At 69.1% G+C, this 19,483-nt stretch carries 20 protein-coding genes; 15 read left to right on the forward strand and 5 right to left on the reverse strand.

From position 1 onward, the window contains the following. The first annotated feature begins 7 nt into the window (after positions 1-7). The 6 genes from GZ64_RS0118650 to GZ64_RS0118675 are packed head-to-tail and all read left to right on the forward strand — an operon-like array spanning position 8 to position 5,233. Positions 8-895 (forward strand): DUF58 domain-containing protein, encoded by an 888-nt coding sequence (locus GZ64_RS0118650; protein ID WP_021200100.1) that lies wholly within the window; start codon positions 8-10, stop codon positions 893-895. Then, a complete protein-coding gene (locus GZ64_RS0118655; protein ID WP_021200099.1) occupies positions 882-1,373 on the forward strand; it encodes a hypothetical protein in 492 nt (163 codons plus the stop codon). Before GZ64_RS0118650 ends, GZ64_RS0118655 begins: the two co-directional genes overlap by 14 nt. After that, complete coding sequence (locus tag GZ64_RS0118660; protein ID WP_231479933.1) at positions 1,364-2,350, forward strand: VWA domain-containing protein; 987 nt, start codon at positions 1,364-1,366, stop codon at positions 2,348-2,350. Before GZ64_RS0118655 ends, GZ64_RS0118660 begins: the two co-directional genes overlap by 10 nt. Continuing rightward, positions 2,347-3,399, forward strand: coding sequence for a VWA domain-containing protein (locus GZ64_RS0118665; RefSeq protein WP_029268232.1), 1,053 nt, complete (start codon positions 2,347-2,349; stop codon positions 3,397-3,399). Before GZ64_RS0118660 ends, GZ64_RS0118665 begins: the two co-directional genes overlap by 4 nt. Then, complete coding sequence (locus tag GZ64_RS0118670; protein WP_029268234.1) at positions 3,396-4,133, forward strand: hypothetical protein; 738 nt, start codon at positions 3,396-3,398, stop codon at positions 4,131-4,133. Before GZ64_RS0118665 ends, GZ64_RS0118670 begins: the two co-directional genes overlap by 4 nt. Continuing rightward, positions 4,130-5,233 (forward strand): DUF4064 domain-containing protein, encoded by a 1,104-nt coding sequence (locus GZ64_RS0118675; RefSeq protein ID WP_231479934.1) that lies wholly within the window; start codon positions 4,130-4,132, stop codon positions 5,231-5,233. The genes GZ64_RS0118670 and GZ64_RS0118675 overlap by 4 nt, the downstream gene beginning before the upstream one ends. Positions 5,234-5,273: 40 nt before the next feature. Here GZ64_RS0118675 and GZ64_RS0118680 read toward each other — a convergent pair whose 3' ends face one another. Together GZ64_RS0118680 and GZ64_RS0118685 are read right to left on the reverse strand one after the other, a co-directional pair. Further along, a complete protein-coding gene (locus GZ64_RS0118680; RefSeq protein WP_029268238.1) occupies positions 5,274-6,269 on the reverse strand; it encodes a hypothetical protein in 996 nt (331 codons plus the stop codon). Between the two features lie 69 nt (positions 6,270-6,338). Further along, complete coding sequence (locus GZ64_RS0118685; RefSeq protein WP_029268239.1) at positions 6,339-7,310, reverse strand: alpha/beta hydrolase; 972 nt, start codon at positions 7,308-7,310, stop codon at positions 6,339-6,341. A gap of 204 nt (positions 7,311-7,514) precedes the next feature. Here GZ64_RS0118685 and GZ64_RS0118690 point away from each other — a divergent pair, with 204 nt between their 5' ends. Next, entirely contained in the window at positions 7,515-7,922 is a 408-nt protein-coding gene (locus GZ64_RS0118690; RefSeq protein ID WP_029268240.1) for a pyridoxamine 5'-phosphate oxidase family protein, read from the forward strand. Between the two features lie 38 nt (positions 7,923-7,960). Here the strand turns inward: GZ64_RS0118690 and GZ64_RS0118695 are convergent, their stop codons facing one another. Both GZ64_RS0118695 and GZ64_RS0118705 read right to left on the reverse strand, forming a co-directional pair. Next, positions 7,961-8,668, reverse strand: a complete 708-nt coding sequence (locus GZ64_RS0118695; RefSeq protein WP_029268243.1) for a ZIP family metal transporter — start codon at positions 8,666-8,668, stop codon at positions 7,961-7,963. A gap of 311 nt (positions 8,669-8,979) precedes the next feature. After that, complete coding sequence (locus GZ64_RS0118705) at positions 8,980-9,474, reverse strand: hypothetical protein (protein WP_136024325.1); 495 nt, start codon at positions 9,472-9,474, stop codon at positions 8,980-8,982. Positions 9,475-9,568: 94 nt separating this feature from the next. On the opposite strand from GZ64_RS0118705, the gene GZ64_RS0118710 reads away from it, so the two are divergent. From GZ64_RS0118710 to argG, 3 genes are read left to right on the forward strand one after another with little or no spacing between them, the layout of a single operon-like run. Continuing rightward, entirely contained in the window at positions 9,569-9,802 is a 234-nt protein-coding gene (locus tag GZ64_RS0118710) for an AbrB/MazE/SpoVT family DNA-binding domain-containing protein (RefSeq protein WP_029260826.1), read from the forward strand. Then, positions 9,786-10,202, forward strand: coding sequence for a PIN domain-containing protein (locus GZ64_RS0118715; RefSeq protein WP_029260825.1), 417 nt, complete (start codon positions 9,786-9,788; stop codon positions 10,200-10,202). Before GZ64_RS0118710 ends, GZ64_RS0118715 begins: the two co-directional genes overlap by 17 nt. 43 nt (positions 10,203-10,245) lie before the next feature. Further along, positions 10,246-11,691 carry an argininosuccinate synthase gene (argG, locus tag GZ64_RS0118720; RefSeq protein ID WP_029268247.1) on the forward strand — a complete coding sequence of 482 codons (1,446 nt, stop codon included), beginning with the start codon at positions 10,246-10,248 and terminating at the stop codon, positions 11,689-11,691. An 88-nt stretch (positions 11,692-11,779) separates the two neighbouring features. On the opposite strand, the gene GZ64_RS0118725 is transcribed toward argG, so the two are convergent. Continuing rightward, entirely contained in the window at positions 11,780-12,448 is a 669-nt protein-coding gene (locus GZ64_RS0118725; RefSeq protein WP_029268250.1) for a GntR family transcriptional regulator, read from the reverse strand. 230 nt (positions 12,449-12,678) lie between these two features. Between GZ64_RS0118725 and GZ64_RS0118730 the strand changes: the two genes are divergently transcribed. The 5 genes from GZ64_RS0118730 (at position 12,679) to GZ64_RS0118750 (ending at position 19,480) form a co-directional block, all read left to right on the forward strand. Then, complete coding sequence (locus tag GZ64_RS0118730) at positions 12,679-13,332, forward strand: TetR/AcrR family transcriptional regulator (protein WP_029268255.1); 654 nt, start codon at positions 12,679-12,681, stop codon at positions 13,330-13,332. Beyond that, positions 13,329-14,033, forward strand: coding sequence for a hypothetical protein (locus tag GZ64_RS0118735; RefSeq protein ID WP_197020554.1), 705 nt, complete (start codon positions 13,329-13,331; stop codon positions 14,031-14,033). The genes GZ64_RS0118730 and GZ64_RS0118735 overlap by 4 nt, the downstream gene beginning before the upstream one ends. Then, on the forward strand, positions 14,030-15,865 hold the full coding sequence (locus tag GZ64_RS0118740; protein ID WP_029268262.1) for a YhgE/Pip family protein: 1,836 nt from the start codon (positions 14,030-14,032) through the stop codon (positions 15,863-15,865). The genes GZ64_RS0118735 and GZ64_RS0118740 overlap by 4 nt, the downstream gene beginning before the upstream one ends. Positions 15,866-16,002: 137 nt before the next feature. Continuing rightward, a complete protein-coding gene (locus GZ64_RS0118745; RefSeq protein ID WP_081859821.1) occupies positions 16,003-18,660 on the forward strand; it encodes a penicillin acylase family protein in 2,658 nt (885 codons plus the stop codon). Positions 18,661-18,718: 58 nt separating this feature from the next. After that, positions 18,719-19,480 carry an alpha/beta fold hydrolase gene (locus GZ64_RS0118750; RefSeq protein ID WP_029268264.1) on the forward strand — a complete coding sequence of 254 codons (762 nt, stop codon included), beginning with the start codon at positions 18,719-18,721 and terminating at the stop codon, positions 19,478-19,480. Positions 19,481-19,483: the final 3 nt, after the last annotated feature.

A 19,483-nucleotide genomic window follows, 5' to 3' on the forward strand; every position in this document is an offset into this window, starting at 1 on the left:
CATCTCCATGGCCAGCCTGATCACGCAGGTGAAGAGCAAGCTCTTCATCCACTCGACGCGCAAGTCGTTGCACGCGCTCGACGGCGCCTACGCGTCGCTGCTGCGCGGGCGGAGCCTCGACTTCGAAGACCTGCGCAAGTACGAGTACGGCGATCAGGTGCGCGACATCGACTGGCGGGCGACCGCCCGGCTGGGAACGCCCCTGGTGAAGCGCTCGCGCGCGACCCGCATGCACACCGTGCTGTTCGTGGTCGACACCGGGCGCTCGATGTCAGCACTCGCCGCAGACGAGCAGTCGAAGAAGCACCTGGCGATCCTGGCGACCGGAGTGCTCGGTGTGCTGACGCTGCGCCACGGCGACGACTTCACCACGGTGTACGGCGATGCCGCCAAGGTGCGCCGCCTCGCGCCGGGCCGCAGCGAAGGGGCGCTCGAGCACGCGCTGCGCACGATCGATCGGGCCGTCGACCAGAGCGACGCACCGAGCGACCGTGATGGCCTGCTGTCGTTCGTCACCCGCACGATCGCGCGTCGCATGATCGTGGTCGTGATCACCGACGAGGCCCCCGTCACCGGCGAGACCGAACGGATGCTGCGGCGACTGCGCGTGCAGCACGACGTGCTCTGGCTCACGCTGCGCGACGCCGAGCCCGTGCTGGACCACGCCACCGGACACATCCGCAGTGACGTCGACAGTCGCTGGCAGGTGCCGGGATTCGTGCAGGGCGACCGCGAGATCGTGCAGGAGCTGACCGCGCAACGCGAGGCCGACGCCGCACACCTCGCCGAGCTCCTCACCCGGATGGAGATCAGCCACTCCACGCTGGACGGGCAGGACGATGCCGTCGCTCAGCTGCTGACGCTGCTGAATCGGAGGTCGAATGCCCGGCTCTGACGACCTCTATCCGCCGGCGCAGTACGGCTGGGGATGGATGCTGCTCGCGATCGGCATCCTGGCTCTACTGGTGCTGGGGGCGTGGTTGCTGATCGTCCTCACCCGACCGCGGCGCACCCTGGCGGTCGCCGACCCGAACGCCGGGCAGGCACCGCTGGTCATCGACGTGCTCTCGCAGCTGCGCACCGAGTACCTGGCGCGCATCCAGCAGATCGAGACCGAGTACGTCGAACGCCGCATGTCCGCTCGGCAGGCGAATCTCGAGCTGAGCCGCACCGTGCGCACCTTCGTGAACGAGTACAGCGGCCTGGAGGCGCCGGTGCTCGCGCTCGACGATCTCGTGGCCCGCGGTGTGCATCCCGCCCTCATCGATGCGCTCGGCAGGCACTACTACCCGAGCATCTTCCGCCAGGGACCGGTGATCGATCCTGTGGCCGGCGCCGAAGCCGCCAGGACGGTGGTGCGCACGTGGCACTAGCGAACGTCTGGATGCTCGCGGCCGCGGTCGCGGTCGTTGTGCTCGCGATCACGATCGGTCTCGTCGTCGGCCTCCGGCGGGGCGGCCCGAGCCGAGGCATCGACGCCGCGCGCGTCGCCCGTGCCGAGCGCGTGCGCGCGCTGCCCTCCTTCCGCCGCGCACTGACGCGGAGAGCACTCGCGCTGTCCGGCATCCTCGCCCTCGGCGCGACCGCCGCCATCGTCGCGGGCGTGGTGGCTGCGCGGCCGATGTCGGCGCAGACGATCCAGCCCGTCAACACCAGCCGAGACATCATGCTGTGCCTCGACGTCTCCGGTTCCATGACCGAGGTCGACGTGGAGGTGCTGAACGTCTTCGACGAGCTTCTGGACAGCTTCGAGGGCGAACGCATCGGACTGACGATCTTCAACAGCTCGCCCGTGCAGATCTTCCCCCTGACCGACGACTACGACTTCGTGCGCGAGCACATCGAGAGCATGACGCAGAGCTTCGACTACGTCGATCAGGTCCCGGAGCACTGGGTCGGCACCCTCAATGGAGACGGCGCCTCCCTGATCGGCGACGGTCTCGCCGCCTGCACGATGGGTTTCGACAACCCGGACGCCGAGCGCTCACGCTCCGTCATCTTCGCCACCGACAACGAGGTCAACGGCGCCTCGATCGTCACGCTCGACGAGGCCGCCGCCTACGCCGCCTCGAAGGACGTGCGAGTCTTCGCGCTGAACCCGGTCCAGGGCAAGGATGCCGATGTCAGCGCCGAGCTGAGCGCTGCGGCCGAGGCGACGGGCGGCGCCGCATTCGGCCTGCGCGACACGACCACCGTCTCCGACATCGTCACCCAGGTGCAGGAACAGGAGGCGACCGAGTTGCGCGGGGAGGCGCAGGTGGTCTGGACCGACACCCCGAACCTGTGGATCGTGCTGCTCTCGATCTGCCTGCTCGGCTTCGTCGTGGTGCTGTGGAGGGTGCGACTGTGATCCTCCAACCCGTGCTCAACCCGCTGCTCGTCGCTCTGCTGTGCGCCCCCGTCGCCGTCGCCGCCGTCTGGGTGCTGGTGCGTCCGCCGAAGTCCGCCGGGGTGCCGGTCACCGATCGTCGCGCGCTGGCCGGGCATCGTGCCCTGTGGGCCATGCGGCTGCTTCTGGTGCTCGCCTGCTTCGCGATGCTCATGCGTCCGGGCATCCCCGGGGGAGCGACCCAGACCCTCGCGACGGATACCGACATCGTGCTCGTGGTCGACACGACGGCGAGCATCGTGGCTGAGGACTGGGACGACGGCGAACCGCGGCTCGACGGCATCCGTGCAGACGTGCGCGCTCTGGTGGAGGAGTATCCGGGAGCGCGCTTCGCCCTCATCACCTCGGATGCCGCGGCCGAGCTGAGGATGCCGCTGACCACGGACACCACGGCACTCCTGGGTTCCCTCGGGGTGCTGCGCCCCGAGGTCACCAGCCAGTCACGCGGCAGCTCGATCGGCATCGCCGCCCCCCTGCTGTCGGAAACCCTCGCCTCGGCAGCCGAATCGTCTCCCGACCGCTCGCGCATGGTGTTCTATTTCGGCGACGGGGAGCAGACGGTCGACACCGCGCCGGAGTCGTTCAGCGCGAGCGAGAAGTACACCGATTCGGGAGCCGTGTTCGGCTACGGCACCGCCGAGGGCGGGCCGATGCGCATCACCACGGGCGGCGTCTCGGATCAGGGCGGCGGCTACATCCAGTACCAGGGCGCCGACGCTCTCTCGGTGATCGACGAGCCGAACCTCGAGACGATCGCCGACCAGCTCGGGGTCACGTACGCGACTCGGACGGCGGATGCCGCCCCCTCCCTTCCCGAGGCCCCGTCGACCACCACCGACTACGCCGATTCGGGCGAGGTCGGCAACGTCATCGAGCTCTACTGGATCGCGGCGCTCGTCGCCCTGGCCATCCTCGGCGTGGAGCTCACGCGTGCCGCCCTGCTGATCGCGCGACTTCGGCAGCTGCGCGCGCCACGACAGCGCGGCACAGAGCAGGGAGGGATCTCGTGACCTCGTCTCACAGCGCCGCCGCCCTCCTCCGGTCCAACCGCCGTCGTCGCAGCGTCCGCCGCTGGGTCGCGATCGGGACGATTCCGCTCACCCTCGCCGCGCTTCTGTTCGTGGGCAAGCTGCTGAGCATGTACGCCTTCGCACATCAGGCCATCACCGCCTACGTGGTGGACGACTTCGCCGGGTCGGAGGCATCCGCACGCGGACAAGACCTCCTGAACTGGTTCGAGCCGTACAAGGCGCCGTTCAACATCGGCACCGCGCTCGGTGCGGCGGAGCAGCTGCCGGAGGCGCGGGCCGAGCTCGAAAGGGCACTCGACCTCGCCACCGGACTGGAGGTGTGCGGGGTACGGATCAATCTCGCCCTGGTGGTCGAGCGCATGGGTGACGCCGCACGCGCGGACGGCGACGGCGCGGGCGCTGCTGCGCTCTACGGCGAGGCGCTCACGATCACGGTCGAGACGCCGGAGGAGTGCCGCAGCGAAGAGGCCCGGCAGCAGTCGTCCGACCCGCAGCGCGACATGGCCGATTCTCTCGACGGCACCGCCGATCGTCTCAAGCAGAAGCAGCAGGAGGAGCAGCAGCCGTCACCCCAGCCGCAACCGGGGGAGAAGGAGCAGCCGTCGGAGGACAAGCTGAAGGGCCTGCAGGACAAGCTCGAGCAGGGGACGCAGGAACGCGATCAGCAACAGGGCGACGACCAGGGCGGTTCGGAGACGGACAAGCCGTGGTGAGCGATCACGAGAGGCAGCGTGCGCGCTACATCGCGGGCACCGAGGGCGCTCCACCCGTGCCCCCACCCGGCGGCTACCGAGGAGCGCGGCGCGATGCGTTCGGATCCGCACCGCGCCCGAACGTCGCGACGATCGCCCCGGCGGAAGAGCCGAGGAAGCCGGCGAACGCCCTCGGATGGATCGCCCTCACCACCTCCATCCTCTTCGCGCTGATCCTGCTCGGGACGCTGATCGCCGGCGGCACCGACCTGCTCTACGGCGTCACGATGCTCGCCCTGCAGCTCGTCGTGGTCGCGGTCATCGCGGCCGCCCTGTTCTCGGCACGCGGACGGAAGCTGGGGGCGATCGCGCTCGTCGTGACGATCCTGTTCAACGTCGCCACCGTGGGCGGCATGAGTGCCCTGCAGACCTCAGCCTCCGGCACCTACGAGGGGACGAAGACAGCCGCGCAGAAGCACGCGGAGGCCTATCCGGCGATCAAGGGCACCGACCCCCAGCAGACCCTCTCGCAGCAGTCGCTCGAGGAGGTGCGTGCGCAGGCCGAGACCATGTTCGCCGACATCCGCACGCGACTCACCGACGAGTTCGGCTACACCTGGGTGCAGGTGGGCGACGACGACCTGCGTCCGGAACGCAACGGCTACGGCGGCGAGTCGATGCTCGTCGAATTCACCTCCGCGGCGTGGGCGACGAACGAACCGATCCAGGATGACGAGCGCAAGCTCGACGTGATGCGTGTCGTCAACGAGGTCGTCGTCGAGCACGGACTGTGGGACCTCTACTCCTTCAACGATCCCTCGGTCTCGGGAATCGACCCCGCGATGATCGCGAAGCTCTACGGCAGCGACGACCCGCGCACGCAGACGACGTGGGAGTACTACACCGAGAACTTCCCCGATCCGCTGCGTTTCTACGCCACCATCAACGACCTCTCGAACGATCGGGACGGCGGATTCCTGGCCGCCCGCGAGGCACAGAACGCCCGCACCGGCGAACCCCTCGAAGGCCTGCAGCTGACCGTGATCGCCAGCGGAGTGCTGAGCGAAGCCGATCGCGAAGAGTTCCAGACGAAGCTGCAGGAGTACCCCGGCTTCGAGTGAGACGGTGCCGGAGCCCTGCGGGGCCGTGGGCCGACGCGCGTCAGGGGCCGAGCGTCAGCAGCATCCGGGCCAGCACGTAGCGGGCGTGGCCGCGGGAGGTGCGCGGGTCGTAGCCCAGCGTCTCCACCAGCACCGTCAGACGCTCCTGCACGCTGGAATGATGGCGGCCGAGACGCGTGGCGGCGGCGCGCACGCTCTGCTCTTCGGCGACCGCGTCGAGAAGCTCCCGACTACGGGCGTCGAGGGCCGCGAGCGCGGCGGCATCCGGGTGCAACGGGCTCGACTCGGCGGCGTCGGCGACGAGGAGCAGCGCTCCGAGGTCGGCCGCATCGACCACCGGCTCGCCCGGACTCGTCAGACGCACGGCGACGAGAGCCGATGCCCACGACTGGGGAAGCTGGTCTCCCGGTCCGGCGAGACCGACGCCCAACCGCAGAGCAGCGGTATCGGGCCAGACTTCCCGCACGTCCGTCTGCGCGTCGATGATCGTCGCGCGCGTGAGTCCGTGCCGGGTGGCGACCACAGCCGAGGGGTGCGTCGGCAACGGTGCGGGCTCCGGGGGTGACGCGACCAGTCGCAGCATGCTCGCGGAGAGCCGGAGCCGCGGCAGCGCAGCCGCCCGCTCCTCGGCACCGGCGTAGGAACTGATGGCGAGTTCGACCGCGCTCTCGGGGCCGACCGCGCGTCGCGCCCGGATGATGCCGAGGCCGAGGCTGAGCCGCTCCAGGATCATCGCGTCGTTCGAATGCGCATCGCCCTCCCGCTCGATCCAGGCGACGGCATCCGGCCCGCTCTCCCGGACGGGCCAGGACGGGGACGGCTCGACGGGATCGATGCGCACCCCATCTGCCCGCACGCGCACGATGTGCCGGCCGTCGCGCTGGCCGACGGTCGCACCGCTCAGCACCGCCGCACCCCGCAGCATGCTCTCCACACCCACGGAGCGGGCGACGAGGGCATCGAAGTAGCTGACGACTTTGAGCGTCTCGCTGGCATCCGGGTCGAGGGCGGTGAGACGCCCCAGCAGATCTTGCATGTCGGCTCCATCGCGCGGGGATTCCACCCTACGGGGTCGGCGCGCGGCCCCGGAGGGTGGAATCCGGACTCAGGAGAGCAGGCGGTGCACCCAGTTGTCCCGCGCGGCGAGCATGGCCTGAGCGACGGCGGCGTGCGGGGCGAACATGTCGAAGCCGTGGAAGCCGCCGGCCCACACGTGCAGCTCGGCCTGGACCCCGGCTTCCCAGAGCTTCGTGGCATAGGCGACATCCTCGTCGCGGAACACCTCTGCGCTGCCGCAATCGATGAACGCCGGGGGCAGTCCGCTCAGATCGGTCGCCCGCGCGGGAGCGGCATAGATCGAGACGTCGTCGGTACCCTTGCGGTCGCCGAGCAACGCCGTCCATCCGGTCACGTTCGACCCGCGATCCCAGACCCCGATCCCGTCGATCTGCCGGGTGGACACCGACTCGTCTCGGTCGTCGAGCATCGGGTAGATGAGCAGCTGGCCGATCAGCTCGGGGCCCTTCCGGTCACGGGCGAGCAGCGCGGTGCCCGCAGCCAGACCTCCCCCGGCGCTGCCGCCGCCGATCAGCAGGCGCGACAGGTCGATCCCGAGCTCTTCGGCATGCTCGGCGGTCCACAGCAGACCCGCGTAGCAATCCTCCACCGGATACGGGTCGGGGAACTCGGGGGCGAGCCGATACTCGACCGTGACGATCACGCCGTCGTAGCGCTCCGCCCAGTCGAGGAAGCCGACCACACCGAGCCAGCGGTTGCCGATGATCATGCCGCCACCGTGGGTGTGGAAGAAGCCCGGACCGGTGCCGGTCCGGCCCTCCTTCTCGATCACGGACAGGACGATCTCGCCTCCGTCGTATCCGGCGATCGTGACGTCACGGCGCGTGAAGCCGCGGTCGTCGAGCACGGTGAAGATCTCCTGGTCGCCGCTCACCGGCGACTGGCGCATCAGCGGGATCATCTCGGGCGTCAGGGTCGACGGCAGCTGGTCGCCGACGAGGGCGAGAGCAGCCTCGAGCTCGGGATCGAACGGCGGTCGCGCCAGGGTCGTGTCAGTCATCGGAACTCCTTTGTCCTCGGCCACCATCGCGGCGGTGTTCCGCCAGCCTCCCGCACGCCGCTCCCGAGAGTAACCCGCCAGCGCGGGCGGATCCGACGTCTCCGATCCGCCGGATGGCGGGCTGTTCCGCTCCGGCGTCACACGACTCCCTTGATGGCGCGTGTCGCGCTGGATAGCCTGGCGCCAAAGGGAAGGGATGCGCGCATGATTCGAGCACTCGACGAGCAGCAGTCCTACGAACTGCTGTCCACCACCACGATCGGCCGGATCGGCTTCGTCCATGAGGACCGGGTGCAGATCCTTCCCGTGAACTTCGCGGTCTCCGGTCACGACCTGCTTCTTCGCACCGCCCCGGACGGCGTGTTGGCCGCCCTGACCTCCGAGCCGCTCCCGGTCGCGTTCGAGGTGGACTACCACGACCCCCTCGGCAACACGGCATGGAGCGTGCTGCTGCATGGCCCCCTCTCGCGGGTCCCCGACGACGAAGCGGCGGGTGACGCCGCGCGCGTGCATCCGTGGGCGGGGGAGGATCGGAGCCTTCCGCTGTCGTTCCGCATCGAGAGCATCACCGGCCGTACCGTGCGACGGGACCAGTTCCGCGGCAAGGACTGAGCGCCCTCTCCGGGTGATCTCCGTCGTCGCTCAGTCGCTCAGGATGCGAGGGCCAGGCCGGCGGCGAGCGCGAAGCCCAGCACGGTCGCGAGTCCCGTCGATTCCTTGGCCTTGGACTGCGCCTCGGGGATCATCGAATCGACCAGCATCACGAGCAGGGCGCCGGCGGCGAAACCACTCGCCGCCGAACGGAACTCATCGCCGGTGATGCTCGCGAGACCGAAGCCCGCGACGGTCGCGGCCGCGCAGATCAAGGTCACGCCCGCCCAGAGCCACAGCACCCGCGACTTCGCCATGCCACCTTCGAGCAGGTCGGCCGCCGAGCCGATCGACTCCGGCAGGTTCGAGACCAGGATGGCGACCACGAGCGCGATGCTCACCGGCTCACCGGATGCGAGCCCGATGCCGAGCACCAGCTGCTCGGGGATGCCGTCGAGCAGAGCGCCCACGGCGAGCTGACCTCCACCCGCCTGTTCCTTGGTCTTCGCAGCACGCGCATCGAGGATGCGGTCGGCGATGTAGTAGCTGATCGCTCCCCCCGCGACGCCGACAATGAGGGGAACGGGACCGGCGAGGTCGAGCCCCTCCTCCCAGAGCTCGAACGCGATCGAAGCCATCAGCGCGCCGGCACCGAATCCCAGCACGATGCCGAGCCAGCGCGGCGGCCACTTCCGTAGCAGCGCAAGCACCGCGCCGATGAACAGCGGCGCAGCCGCGACCAGACCCCACAGGACTGCTCCACCCATGTCCGACCTCCGTGGGGCCTACTCTCCCACCTCCGAGCCCGCCATCCGGGTCGACCCACCCGTCTCCAGAAAGGGGCGCTAATAGGATGACCACAGCGGGAGCGGCGGGCGACCCAGCGAGGCGGCGATGAGCGACAGGCCGGTCGAGGTTCTGCGCATCCCTGCTTTCGCACTCTTCTGGTCATCGTCGACGCTCGGCGCGTTCACGGGCGCCGTGACCGCCTTCGCGTTCGGTCGGCGTGGTGGTGTTCGTCGTGGCTGCACTGATCGTGCTCTTCTCCCCACTGCGCCTGGCACGCCATGAATGTCGTTCAGTCGGAGTAGTCGGCGTTCGGGGTGACGAACGTCGCCGTGTACTCCTCGGTGCAGGGCGTCAGGACATAAACCTTGCCCCAACCCCAGCCCATGAGCATCGGATCGTCCTGGCTCAGGCGCGTCTGCCGTTCACCCGCCTCGATGACGACCCACCCCGCATCGTCCGTCCGCCAGCTGGCCTTCCCGACGACCGGGGTCACGTCGCCATCGAGGCACACCCGCCCGTCGTCGAGTTCCCGTTCCTCGGTGCCGAGCATCAGCGCCGAGACCTCCGCTGATCCGTCTTCCTTGAGTGTGAAACCTGCGAGTTCCGAGGCCTCTTCGAAGCCGTGATACGTCGCGGGGAACGACAGGTGCGCCGCCATGTCCTGCCGCGCGAGCGTCGACCCGCGGAAGGCTTGGACCGCCAGGACGAGAAGAAAGACCAGTATCGCGGCGAGAAGCGCACCTCCCGCAATCAACCACCACCTACGCGACCTTGCTCTCTGCATGGCCACAATGTAGCGGCGGATCCTGAACGAGGACACCGATATGAAGCACCCGCCTCGCCCCCGTTCTGTGCCATTCGAATGGTATTCTCATGGCATGAAGGCAACCATGGACAAGGCAGGACGGATCGTCATCCCCGCTGCGCTCCGCGAGCGCGTCGGATTGATCCCTGGTCCTATCGACCTCATCCTCGACGGCAACGGCATCCGCATCGAGATCGATGCCCCGGACAACCTCATCGAGAAGGACGGGCGTCTCGTCGTCGCGTCGTCCGGCATGGCGATCACACCCGACGACATCCGCGAGTTGCGCCTTGCCGACCAGCGCTGACCTGCTCCTCGATACGAGCGCGGCGCTCGCGCTCCTCGTGGAAGACAACACCGCGCACATCGCGGTCCAGAGCGCCTGCGCCGGTGCAATCCTCGGCCTTGCCGGCCACGCCTCAGCAGAGACATACTCCGTGCTGACGCGCCTGCCGGGCCCCAATCGCCTGACCCCTCTGGCAGCGGCGAACGCGATCCGGGCTGCATTCCCCCGATCGATCTCACTCTCGGAAGAGGACGCGCGCACCGCCGTCGACGTTCTCGCCGATGCTGGAATCGCCGGCGGAGCGGTCTACGACGGCCTGGTCGCGTTGTGCGCCAGGGCCGCCGGGGTGACGCTCGTCACGTGCGATCGCCGCGCGATAGGAACGTATGCGGCGCTAGGCGTCGATGTGCGCGTGATCTGACGCAGCACGGGGCGACACGCCGCCCGCCGATAGACTGGGAAGCATGTCCAAGGTCCTCCAGTCCCTGCCCGTCGGCGAGCGCGTCGGCATCGCCTTCTCCGGAGGACTCGACACCTCCGTCGCCGTCGCGTGGATGCGCGAGAAGGGCGCGGTTCCCTTCACGTACACCGGCGACCTCGGTCAGTACGACGAAGACGACATCGCCTCGATCCCGGGCCGCGCGCTGGAGTACGGCGCCGAGGCCTCGCGCCTGATCGACTGCAAGACCGCCCTGGTCGAAGAGGGCTTCGTCGCCCTCTCCTGCGGCGCCTTCCACATCCGCTCCGGCGGCAAGACCTACTTCAACACGACGCCCCTCGGTCGCGCGGTCACCGGCACCATGCTGGTGCGCGCCATGAAGGAGGACGGCGTCGACATCTGGGGCGACGGCTCCACCTACAAGGGCAACGACATCGAGCGGTTCTACCGCTACGGCCTGCTCGCCAACCCGCGCCTGCGCATCTACAAGCCGTGGCTCGACGCCGACTTCGTCACCGAGCTGGGCGGCCGCAAGGAGATGAGCGACTGGCTCGTCGCCCGCGACTTCCCCTACCGCGACTCCGCCGAGAAGGCCTATTCGACCGACGCCAACATCTGGGGCGCGACGCACGAGGCCAAGACGCTCGAGCACCTCGACGTCTCGCTCGAGACCGTCGACCCGATCATGGGCGTGAAGTTCTGGGACCCGTCCGTCGCGATCGACACCGAAGACGTCACCGTCACGTTCGAGGCCGGCCGCCCCGTCGCCATCAACGGTGTCGAGTACTCCGACCCGGTCGCCCTCGTCATGGAGGCGAACACGATCGGCGGTCGCCACGGCCTCGGCATGAGCGACCAGATCGAGAACCGCATCATCGAGGCGAAGTCGCGCGGCATCTACGAAGCTCCGGCCATGTCGCTGTTGTTCATCGCCTACGAGCGCCTGGTCAACGGCATCCTGAACGAAGACACCCTCGCGACCTACCACGAGCAGGGTCGCCGCCTCGGCCGTCTGATGTACGAGGGCCGCTGGCTCGAGCCGCAGTCGCTCATGCTGCGCGAGTCGATCCAGCGCTGGGTCGGGCTCACCATCTCGGGCACGGTCACGATCCGCCTGCGCCGCGGCGACGACTGGACGATCCTCGACACCGTCTCGCCGAACCTCTCCTACGGCCCCGAGAAGCTGTCGATGGAGCGCGTCGGCGATGCGGCCTTCGGCCCGGTCGACCGCATCGGCCAGCTCACCATGCGCAACCTCGACATCGCCGACTCCCGTGCGCGCCTCGAGCAGTACGCGGGTCTCGGTCTCGTGGGCGGTGCGACCGGCGAGCTCGTCGGCCGTGTCACCGCCGGCGAGTCGAGCGAGATCACCGAGTCCGTCCACGGGTCGATCTCCGAAGCCGACGAGACGCTGGCCGACGCCGTCGACTCGGCGTCCGAAGGCGCGGCCTTCGACTCCGGCACGGACTGACACATCGAGCGACACCGATGCGCCGGCACCCTCGGGTGTCGGCGCATCGTGCATTCAGACCCCCGTCCCGCCTCAGCGGCGTCCCGCCTCAGCGGTCTCCGAGCTCCGTCCGGTCGATGATGCCGGGAAGCACCTCGTCGAACAGGGTCACGAGGGCCGCGCGCACCTGCGTCGCATCTCGGCAGACGATGGCGTCCCTGATCTCGAGGGTGGACCGCTCGCTCGCGGCCCAATCGAACCAGCCGGCGGCATGCTGCGTGAAGCGCCGGATCTGCGGCCCGAGCAGCTCGATCACGGACGCCCGCGTGGCATTGCCCTCGAGACGAGCGAAGCCGATGGCGATGGCACGCAGAGCCACGCCGTAGGCCAGGACGTCGCGCTCGACCGCCGCGTCGGACATGTCCTCCGTCAGGTCGACGAGGTAGCTGACGTCATCCTGTCGGACGAGCGGCATCGCATGCCGCACCGATCCGATCCAGATGTCACCGAACAGCGCGATCGCGTCGCGGATCCGGTCCAGGTCGAGCGGCGCCACACGCGTGAAGCGATTTCGCTGCATCTCGACGAGCCCCTGTTCCGCCAGGCGCGCCAGCGCATGACGCACGGGCGTCTTGGAGGTGCCCAGATCTTCCGCCAGGTCGGTATCGCGAAGGCGTTCCCCCGGTCGCAACTCACCGTCCACGATCGCATCTCGCAACCGCCGATAGACGTCCTCGCTCATCGTCCTGCGCTCGAGCGCCACATCGATGCCTGCCAAATCACACCCTCCCTCGACCACAGCGGGTCCCCCACCACTCGAAACGGTCGGCACGCGCGAACCGAACAACCCCCGTGTCCGGAACCGGTGCGATCCCCCGTGCGCGCCAGCGCGCAACGCGTAACATAACACAGCGCTCCTCGATCAGCGCTGTATGCCTTCCCGGGTGCCCTCCACGGATCCGCAGCAGCATCTTGCACATTCATGTGCATGATCTCTACCATGAACTCATGACCACTCGTGCACCTCGCCGCGACGCCGTCGAGAATCGCGCCGGCATCCTCTCCGCCGCCCGCGCGACCCTGGCCGTGCATCCGCACGCCTCCGTCGACGTGATCGCGCGCAGCGCGGGGCTCTCGCGGCGCACCCTGTACGGACACTTCGATGATCGCGACGCCCTCATCCGCGAACTCATCTCCACCGGCGCGCAGCGGTTCAACGCCATCGCCGCCTCGATCGACGACACCGACGCCCGCCTCGCCCTCGCCCGTCTCGCCGCCCACCTCTGGCACGAAGCCGCGCACGTGCAGGTGGCCGCCGCCCTCGCCCTCGATGAGACGCACGTCGAACACACCGCCACCGCGCTCGCTCCCCTGCGCCGCACTGTGGCAGCGCTCGTGCGCCGGGGACAGGACGACGGCAGCTTCCGCACCGACCTCGCCGCCCCCACCCTTGCGCGCCTCATCGAAGAGATGGCGCGCACGGTCATCTCCCGCACGGATGCGGCCAGCTCGGGGGCCGCCGACCTCGCCGTGCGGACGGTGCTGAGCATCGCCGGACTCTCCTGGCGCGAAGCGGACGACCTGCTCGCATCGCACCCCGACCTCGCCACATCCGCGGCAGCCCCGACGGAACCCCCGAACACCCCGGAGGACCGGGCATGAGAATCTCTCTGCACGACGTGAGCAAGGGCCGCAACGGCCAAGCACTCCCGGCGATCTCGCTCGAGTTCCACACCGGCTCGGTGCGCTTCGCCCTGGCCGAGACGGAGCAGCGACCGACGGTGCTCGGACTCATCGCGAGCGGTCGCATGCGCCCCGACACCGGCCGCGTGAGCATCGACGCCGCCGACGATCCGAAGGCACTGCGTCGTCGCGTGGCTCTGGTCGACGCCCCCGCCGTCAGCGACCCGCACCCCGACGTCGCCCTCGTCGGCGTCGTGGAGGAAGAGCTCATGTTCGCCGGACTCGGCGCCACTCCGCTGCACGCACGACGCTGGCTCGCGCGGCTCGGCTACACCGAGCTGGCCGGCGTGCCGTTCGGCTCCATCGATCCCGCCGCACGCGTGCGCATCCTGTGTGAACTCGCGGTGCTCCGATCCGGGGTCGAGGGCATCGTGCTCGTGTCGCCCGACCGCCACGGAGGAAGCCCCGACGGCTGGTGGCGCATCGCGGGCGAATTCGCGGACCGCGGCTACGCGATGCTCGTGATCATCGGAGGCTCGGCAGCCATCGCCCTGGAGCGGATGCAGGAGTTCGACGCGATCAACGCCTCCGGGCCTGTCGAACCGCTCGCGATCGACGAGCCCGCGTCTCCCGCCGCCGACGAGACACCCGCCACGAGTGAGAACGGAGATGCGCGATGAAGGTTCCCGCCATGATCGCCGCCGAGCTGCGGCGACTCACCGCGAGCCGGATGGGCATCATCGCCCTGGTCGCGTTGATCTGCGTCCCGATCCTCTACGGCGGTCTCTACCTCTGGGCGAACCAGGATCCGTACGCGAAGTTCCCCGAGGTCCCTGTCGCGCTCGTGGTCGACGACGAAGGCGCCCCCGCGCCCACCACCGGCACCGAACCCGCGACCGGTGAGACCGTGAACTACGGCGAGGACGTGGCCGAGAACCTCATCAAGGGCAACGCCTTCGACTGGCAGCTGATGTCGGCCGACGAAGCCTCCGAAGCCCTGAAACACGGCACTGTGGACTTCACCGTGACGATCCCGGCCGACTTCTCCTCCGCCCTCACCTCAGCCGCGGGAAGCGACCCGCACCAGGCGCGCATCGACCTCGAGACCAACGACGCGAACAACTACCTCGCTTCATCGATGGGCACGCAGGCCGTGGAGAAGATTCGCAGCTCGGTCGCCCAGATGGTCGGCAGCCAGGCCGCAGAGCGCCTGCTCACCGGCCTCAGCGACGTGCGCGACAAGCTGATCACGGCGACGGACGGCGCCACGCAGCTCACCGACGGCGCCGGCACCGCCGCTTCCGGCAGCTCCACGCTCGCCGAAGGCACCGCGAAGCTCGCCGACGGAACGGCACAACTGGCCACGGGGGCGCAGAGCCTCGCGAACGGCGCGCAGCAGGTGAGCGCGGGCAACCGTCAGCTCGCCGACGTCGCCGACCGTGCAGGATCCGCGGTGCAGCAGGCCGCGAACGCCCTGCCGCAGGTGCGCACCGACATCGCGAACGCCCTGACGCAGCAGGGCCTCACGCCCGACGAGATCGACCAGGTGCTCGCCACGCTCGATCCGCTCGGCGCTCGCCTGCAGGAGGGGAACACTCAGGTGCAGGCCGCGGTCGGCAAGGTCGACCAGCTCGCCGCCGGTGCCGCCTCCCTCGCCTCGGGCGCCTCGGAACTCGCCACCGGTGCCGGCGCGGTCGCCACGGGTGCCTCCGCCGCGAACGACGGTGCCTCTCAGTTGCGCGACGGACTCGCCACGCTCGCCTCCGGCACGGCCGAGCTGCGCGACGGACTGTCCCAGGGGGTCGACGCGATTCCCGCCTCCACCCCCGACCTGCGCTCGCTTCAGGCCGACACGATCGCCGACCCGGTCAAGGTGTCGAGCGACAAGGTCGCCTCCGCCGAGGACTACGGTGCCGGACTCGCCCCCTTCTTCGCCGCACTCTCCGCCTGGATCGGCATCTACGCCCTCTTCCTGATCGTGAAGCCCATCTCCCGGCGCGCCATCACCGCACTGCACTCCCCCATCCGCATCACGCTGGCCGGCTGGCTGACCCCGGCGATGCTCGGTGCCGTGCAGATGCTCGGGTTGATGGGCATCCTCGCCATCACGCTCGGCTTCACCTTCGACCATCCGCTCGGCACGCTCGGCATCATGGTCTTCGCGTCGGCCACCTTCGCGGCGATCATCCTCGCCCTGAACGTCTGGCTCGGATCGGTCGGGCAGTTCCTCGGCCTGGTTCTGATGGTGCTGCAACTGGTCACCGCGGGCGGCACGTTCCCGTGGCAGACGCTGCCCGCTCCCCTCGCCGCCCTGCATCACGTGCTGCCGCTGGGTTACGTCGTCGATGCGATGCGACAGCTGATGTACGGCGGCGACTTCGCGCGTGCCGGCGGGGATCTGGCCGTGCTCGGCGTGTGGCTCGTCAGCGCGCTGCTGTTCGCGATGATCGGGGTGACGCGGATGACACATCGGCGCACCCTGCGCGATCTGCAGCCGAGCCTGATCGGATGATCGACCCGGTGCTCGTCGCGGAACGCCTCGTGGCGAGCGCCGGTGCGGATATGATGCGAAGGCGCGGCCCTGAAACGCGCGCTGGGGCTCGGTGGAACTGAGTTCCACCTTTCTACCCGAAAGTGTTCTCGACGATGATGACCGATTCGCAGGAGTCCGCTGCCCCTTCCCGCCTCCCGCTGGGCGTTCGCATCGGGCGCATCGCGTTCCTCGTCGTGGCCGCCGTCGTGGTGATCGCCGTGGCTGCGGCGTTCTTCGTGACCTGGACCATCCAGCGTTCCTTCCCGCAGACCGAGGGATCGATCGAGCTCGACGGTCTCGCGGCCGCAGTGACCGTGCAGCGAGACGACCGCGGTATCCCGACGATCACCGCCGACTCGACCGACGACCTGTTCTACGCGCAGGGCTTCGTGCACGCGCAGGACCGGTTCTTCGAGATGGACTTCCGCCGCCATGTGACCGCCGGCCGCGTCGCCGAGATGTTCGGGGAGTCGCAGGCCGGCACCGACGCCTTCCTCCGCACGCTCGGATGGCGCACGGTCGCGGAGGCCGAGGTCGAGGCGATGGACGACACCACGCGCGGCTACTACGAGGCCTATGCGGATGGCGTGAACGCCTACCTGGCCTCGCGCTCCGGCGCCGAACTGTCGCTCGAGTACGCCGTGATCGGACTGCAGAACCCCGACTACGCTCCCGAGCCGTGGGAACCCGCGGATTCCGTCGCCTGGCTCAAGGCCATGGCCTGGGACCTGCGCGGCAACATCGAGGACGAGACCGAACGCTCGCTGCTGGCCGCAGAACTGAGCACAGGCCCGGACGGGGCAGAGGACGCGGCCACCGGTGACCTGCTGGCGAAGCTCTACCCCGACTACCCGTTCGACGAGAACCCCGTGATCGTGCCCAAGATCTCGACCGTTCCCGCACTCGGCACTGATGCGGAGCCTGCGGCCTACACCACCTCCGAGACCGACGGCGAGGCGCAGCAGGCATCGACGACCGTCGAGTGGGAGGAGACCTCGAGCGTGATCGAAGCGGCGAGTGTGCTGGTCGGCGATGTCGGCGAGGGCATCGGCTCGAACTCCTGGGTCGTCTCCGGAGACCTCACCGAAACCGGGATGCCCCTGCTCGCGAACGATCCGCACCTCGGGGCCTCGCTGCCCTCGGTCTGGTACCAGGTGCAGTTGAAGTGCTCGACGGTGAGCGAGGAGTGCCCGTTCGACGTGGGAGGCTTCTCGTTCTCCGGCCTTCCCGGCATCGTCATCGGCCACAACCAGAAGGTCGCCTGGGGGTTCACGAACCTCACCACCGATGTCACCGACCTCTACATCGAGCGCGTCGAGGGCGACCAGTACTGGCGCGACGGAGCACTGGTGCCTCTCGAGGAGAGCACCGAGACGATCAAGGTCGCGGGCGGCGACGACATCGCGCTGACCATCCGCTCGACCGTCCACGGGCCCCTCATCTCCGGACTCACCGACGACTTCACGGCAATCGCGGGGGCCCCGGAACCCGCCCTCGGCGCCGAAGCCACCGCCCCGGCGTCCGCACCCCCCGGTTCCGACGATGCCGAGTACGCCGTGAGTCTGCGGTGGACCGCGCTCGATCCCGGCACGGCGGCGACGGCCATCTTCGCGCTCTCCACCGCGCAGGACTTCGACGACTTCCGCTACGCGGCCTCGCTCTTCGACGTGCCGGCACAGAACCTCATCTACGCCGACACCGAGGGCAACATCGGCTACCAGACCCCGGGCCGTCTTCCGATCCGCGGCGCGGGCGACGGATGGATGCCGCAGCCCGGGTGGGACAGCAGCTACGACTGGACGGGGTTCATCCCGTTCGAGGAGCTGCCGGTCTCGTACAACCCGACCTCGGGCTACATCGTGACCGCGAACAACGCGATCGTCACCGACGACTACGCCTACTTCCTCTCCCGCGACTGGGACTACGGCTACCGCGCCGCCCGGATCGCACACCTCATCGAGCGACGCGCGGCCGTCTCACCCCTGACCGCCGACGACATGCGCGAGATCCAGATGGACAACGAGATGTGGATCGGCACCCAGCTGGCGACCGCCATGGCCGACGTCGACGTGTCCGGCACCGGCGCGACCGAGGCCGTCGAACTGCTGCAGGGATGGGATGGCCAGAACTCCGCATCGTCGGCGGCCGCCGCCTACGCGAACGTGCTGTGGTCGAACCTGGTGCAGAACATCTTCGACGAGCGCCGGCAGCCCCTCCCCATCGACGGTCAAGGCCGTCTCTTCACCGTCGTCTCCGACATGCTGGCAGACCCTTCCGACCCGCTCTGGGTCAACGCGCAGATCGACGTCGACGGGATGGAGCGGATGCTGGCGCTGTCGGCGGAAGAGGCCTACGACGAGCTCGCCGCCCTGCAGGGCACCACCGTCTCGCGCTGGAACTGGGGCGACCTGCACGCGATCACCCTCACCAGCGAGACACTCGGATCCTCGGGCATCGCGCCGATCGAAGCACTCTTCAACCGTGGACCTTTCCCGGTCAGCGGAGGGGCCTCGGTGGTGAACGCGACCGGATGGGAGCTCGGGGTCTCGTACGCCACCACGACCGTGCCGTCGATGCGCATGGTCGTCGACCTCTCCGACTTCGACGCCTCGACCTGGAATCATCTCACCGGCGCCTCGGGTCACGCGTACAACGAGCACTACACGGATCAGACGGCGGACTGGGCAGCGGGCATCCAGAAGCCGTGGGTGTACACGGCGAAGGCCGTGAAGGCAGCGGCGGTCAACACCCTGGTGCTCACCCCGGCCGGCTGAACGACGGCTCTCGGGGCATCTGAAGCAGCGCCCCAGGATGCTCGGCTAGCGTTGACGGGTGCCATCCGCCTATCTCGCCCCCAAGGGCACCCCCGTCACGCTCCTGGAGTTCGAGCATGCAGGTGCGACCCTCATCGCCGAGACGTTCGGTGAGGGCCCGCACACGTATCTGCTCCTGCACGGCATCGGCATGGGGCGGAGCGTCTATCTCGATATCGTGCAACGTCTCGAGGGAAGGGTCATCGCTCTCGATCTGCCCGGATTCGGCGAGGCGCCCGAGCCCACCCGCACACTCACGATGGAACGGCATGCCGACCTCGTCGCGGCCTACCTGCAGCACGTCGACTCGGGCCGCGTCGTCGTGATCGGGCACTCGATGGGCAGTCAGATCGCCGCCGAGCTCGCCGCGCGGCATCCGTCCCTCGTCGAGGGAGTGGTGCTCGCCGGCCCCACCGTGAACAAGGCCGCGCGCAACATCGGCGCGCAGGCGCGGTATCTGCTCACAGACCTCATCGGCGAACGCCCCCTGGTCATCTGGCGCGGGGCCCGGGAGTACCTCCGCGGCGGCCCCCACCTGTTCCGGAAGATGCGTGCGACCATCGTGCACGAGCCCGAAGACGCCTTCGCGCGCATCCAGTGCCCCGTGCTCGTGCTGCGCGGGGAGAGCGATCCGCTGGCGCCGATGAGCTGGTGCCGCGAGATCATCGACGCCATCCCCGGCGCCGACCTCGAAGTCATCCCCGACCACGGTCACGGCACGCTGATCAGCGACTCCGAACCCGCGGCGCGCCTGATCCACGAGTTCACTGCTCGCCTCTGACGC

Origin of the sequence: Microbacterium sp. Cr-K32, assembly GCF_000708345.1 — a bacterium.
GTDB classification, from domain to species: domain Bacteria; phylum Actinomycetota; class Actinomycetes; order Actinomycetales; family Microbacteriaceae; genus Microbacterium; species Microbacterium maritypicum_A.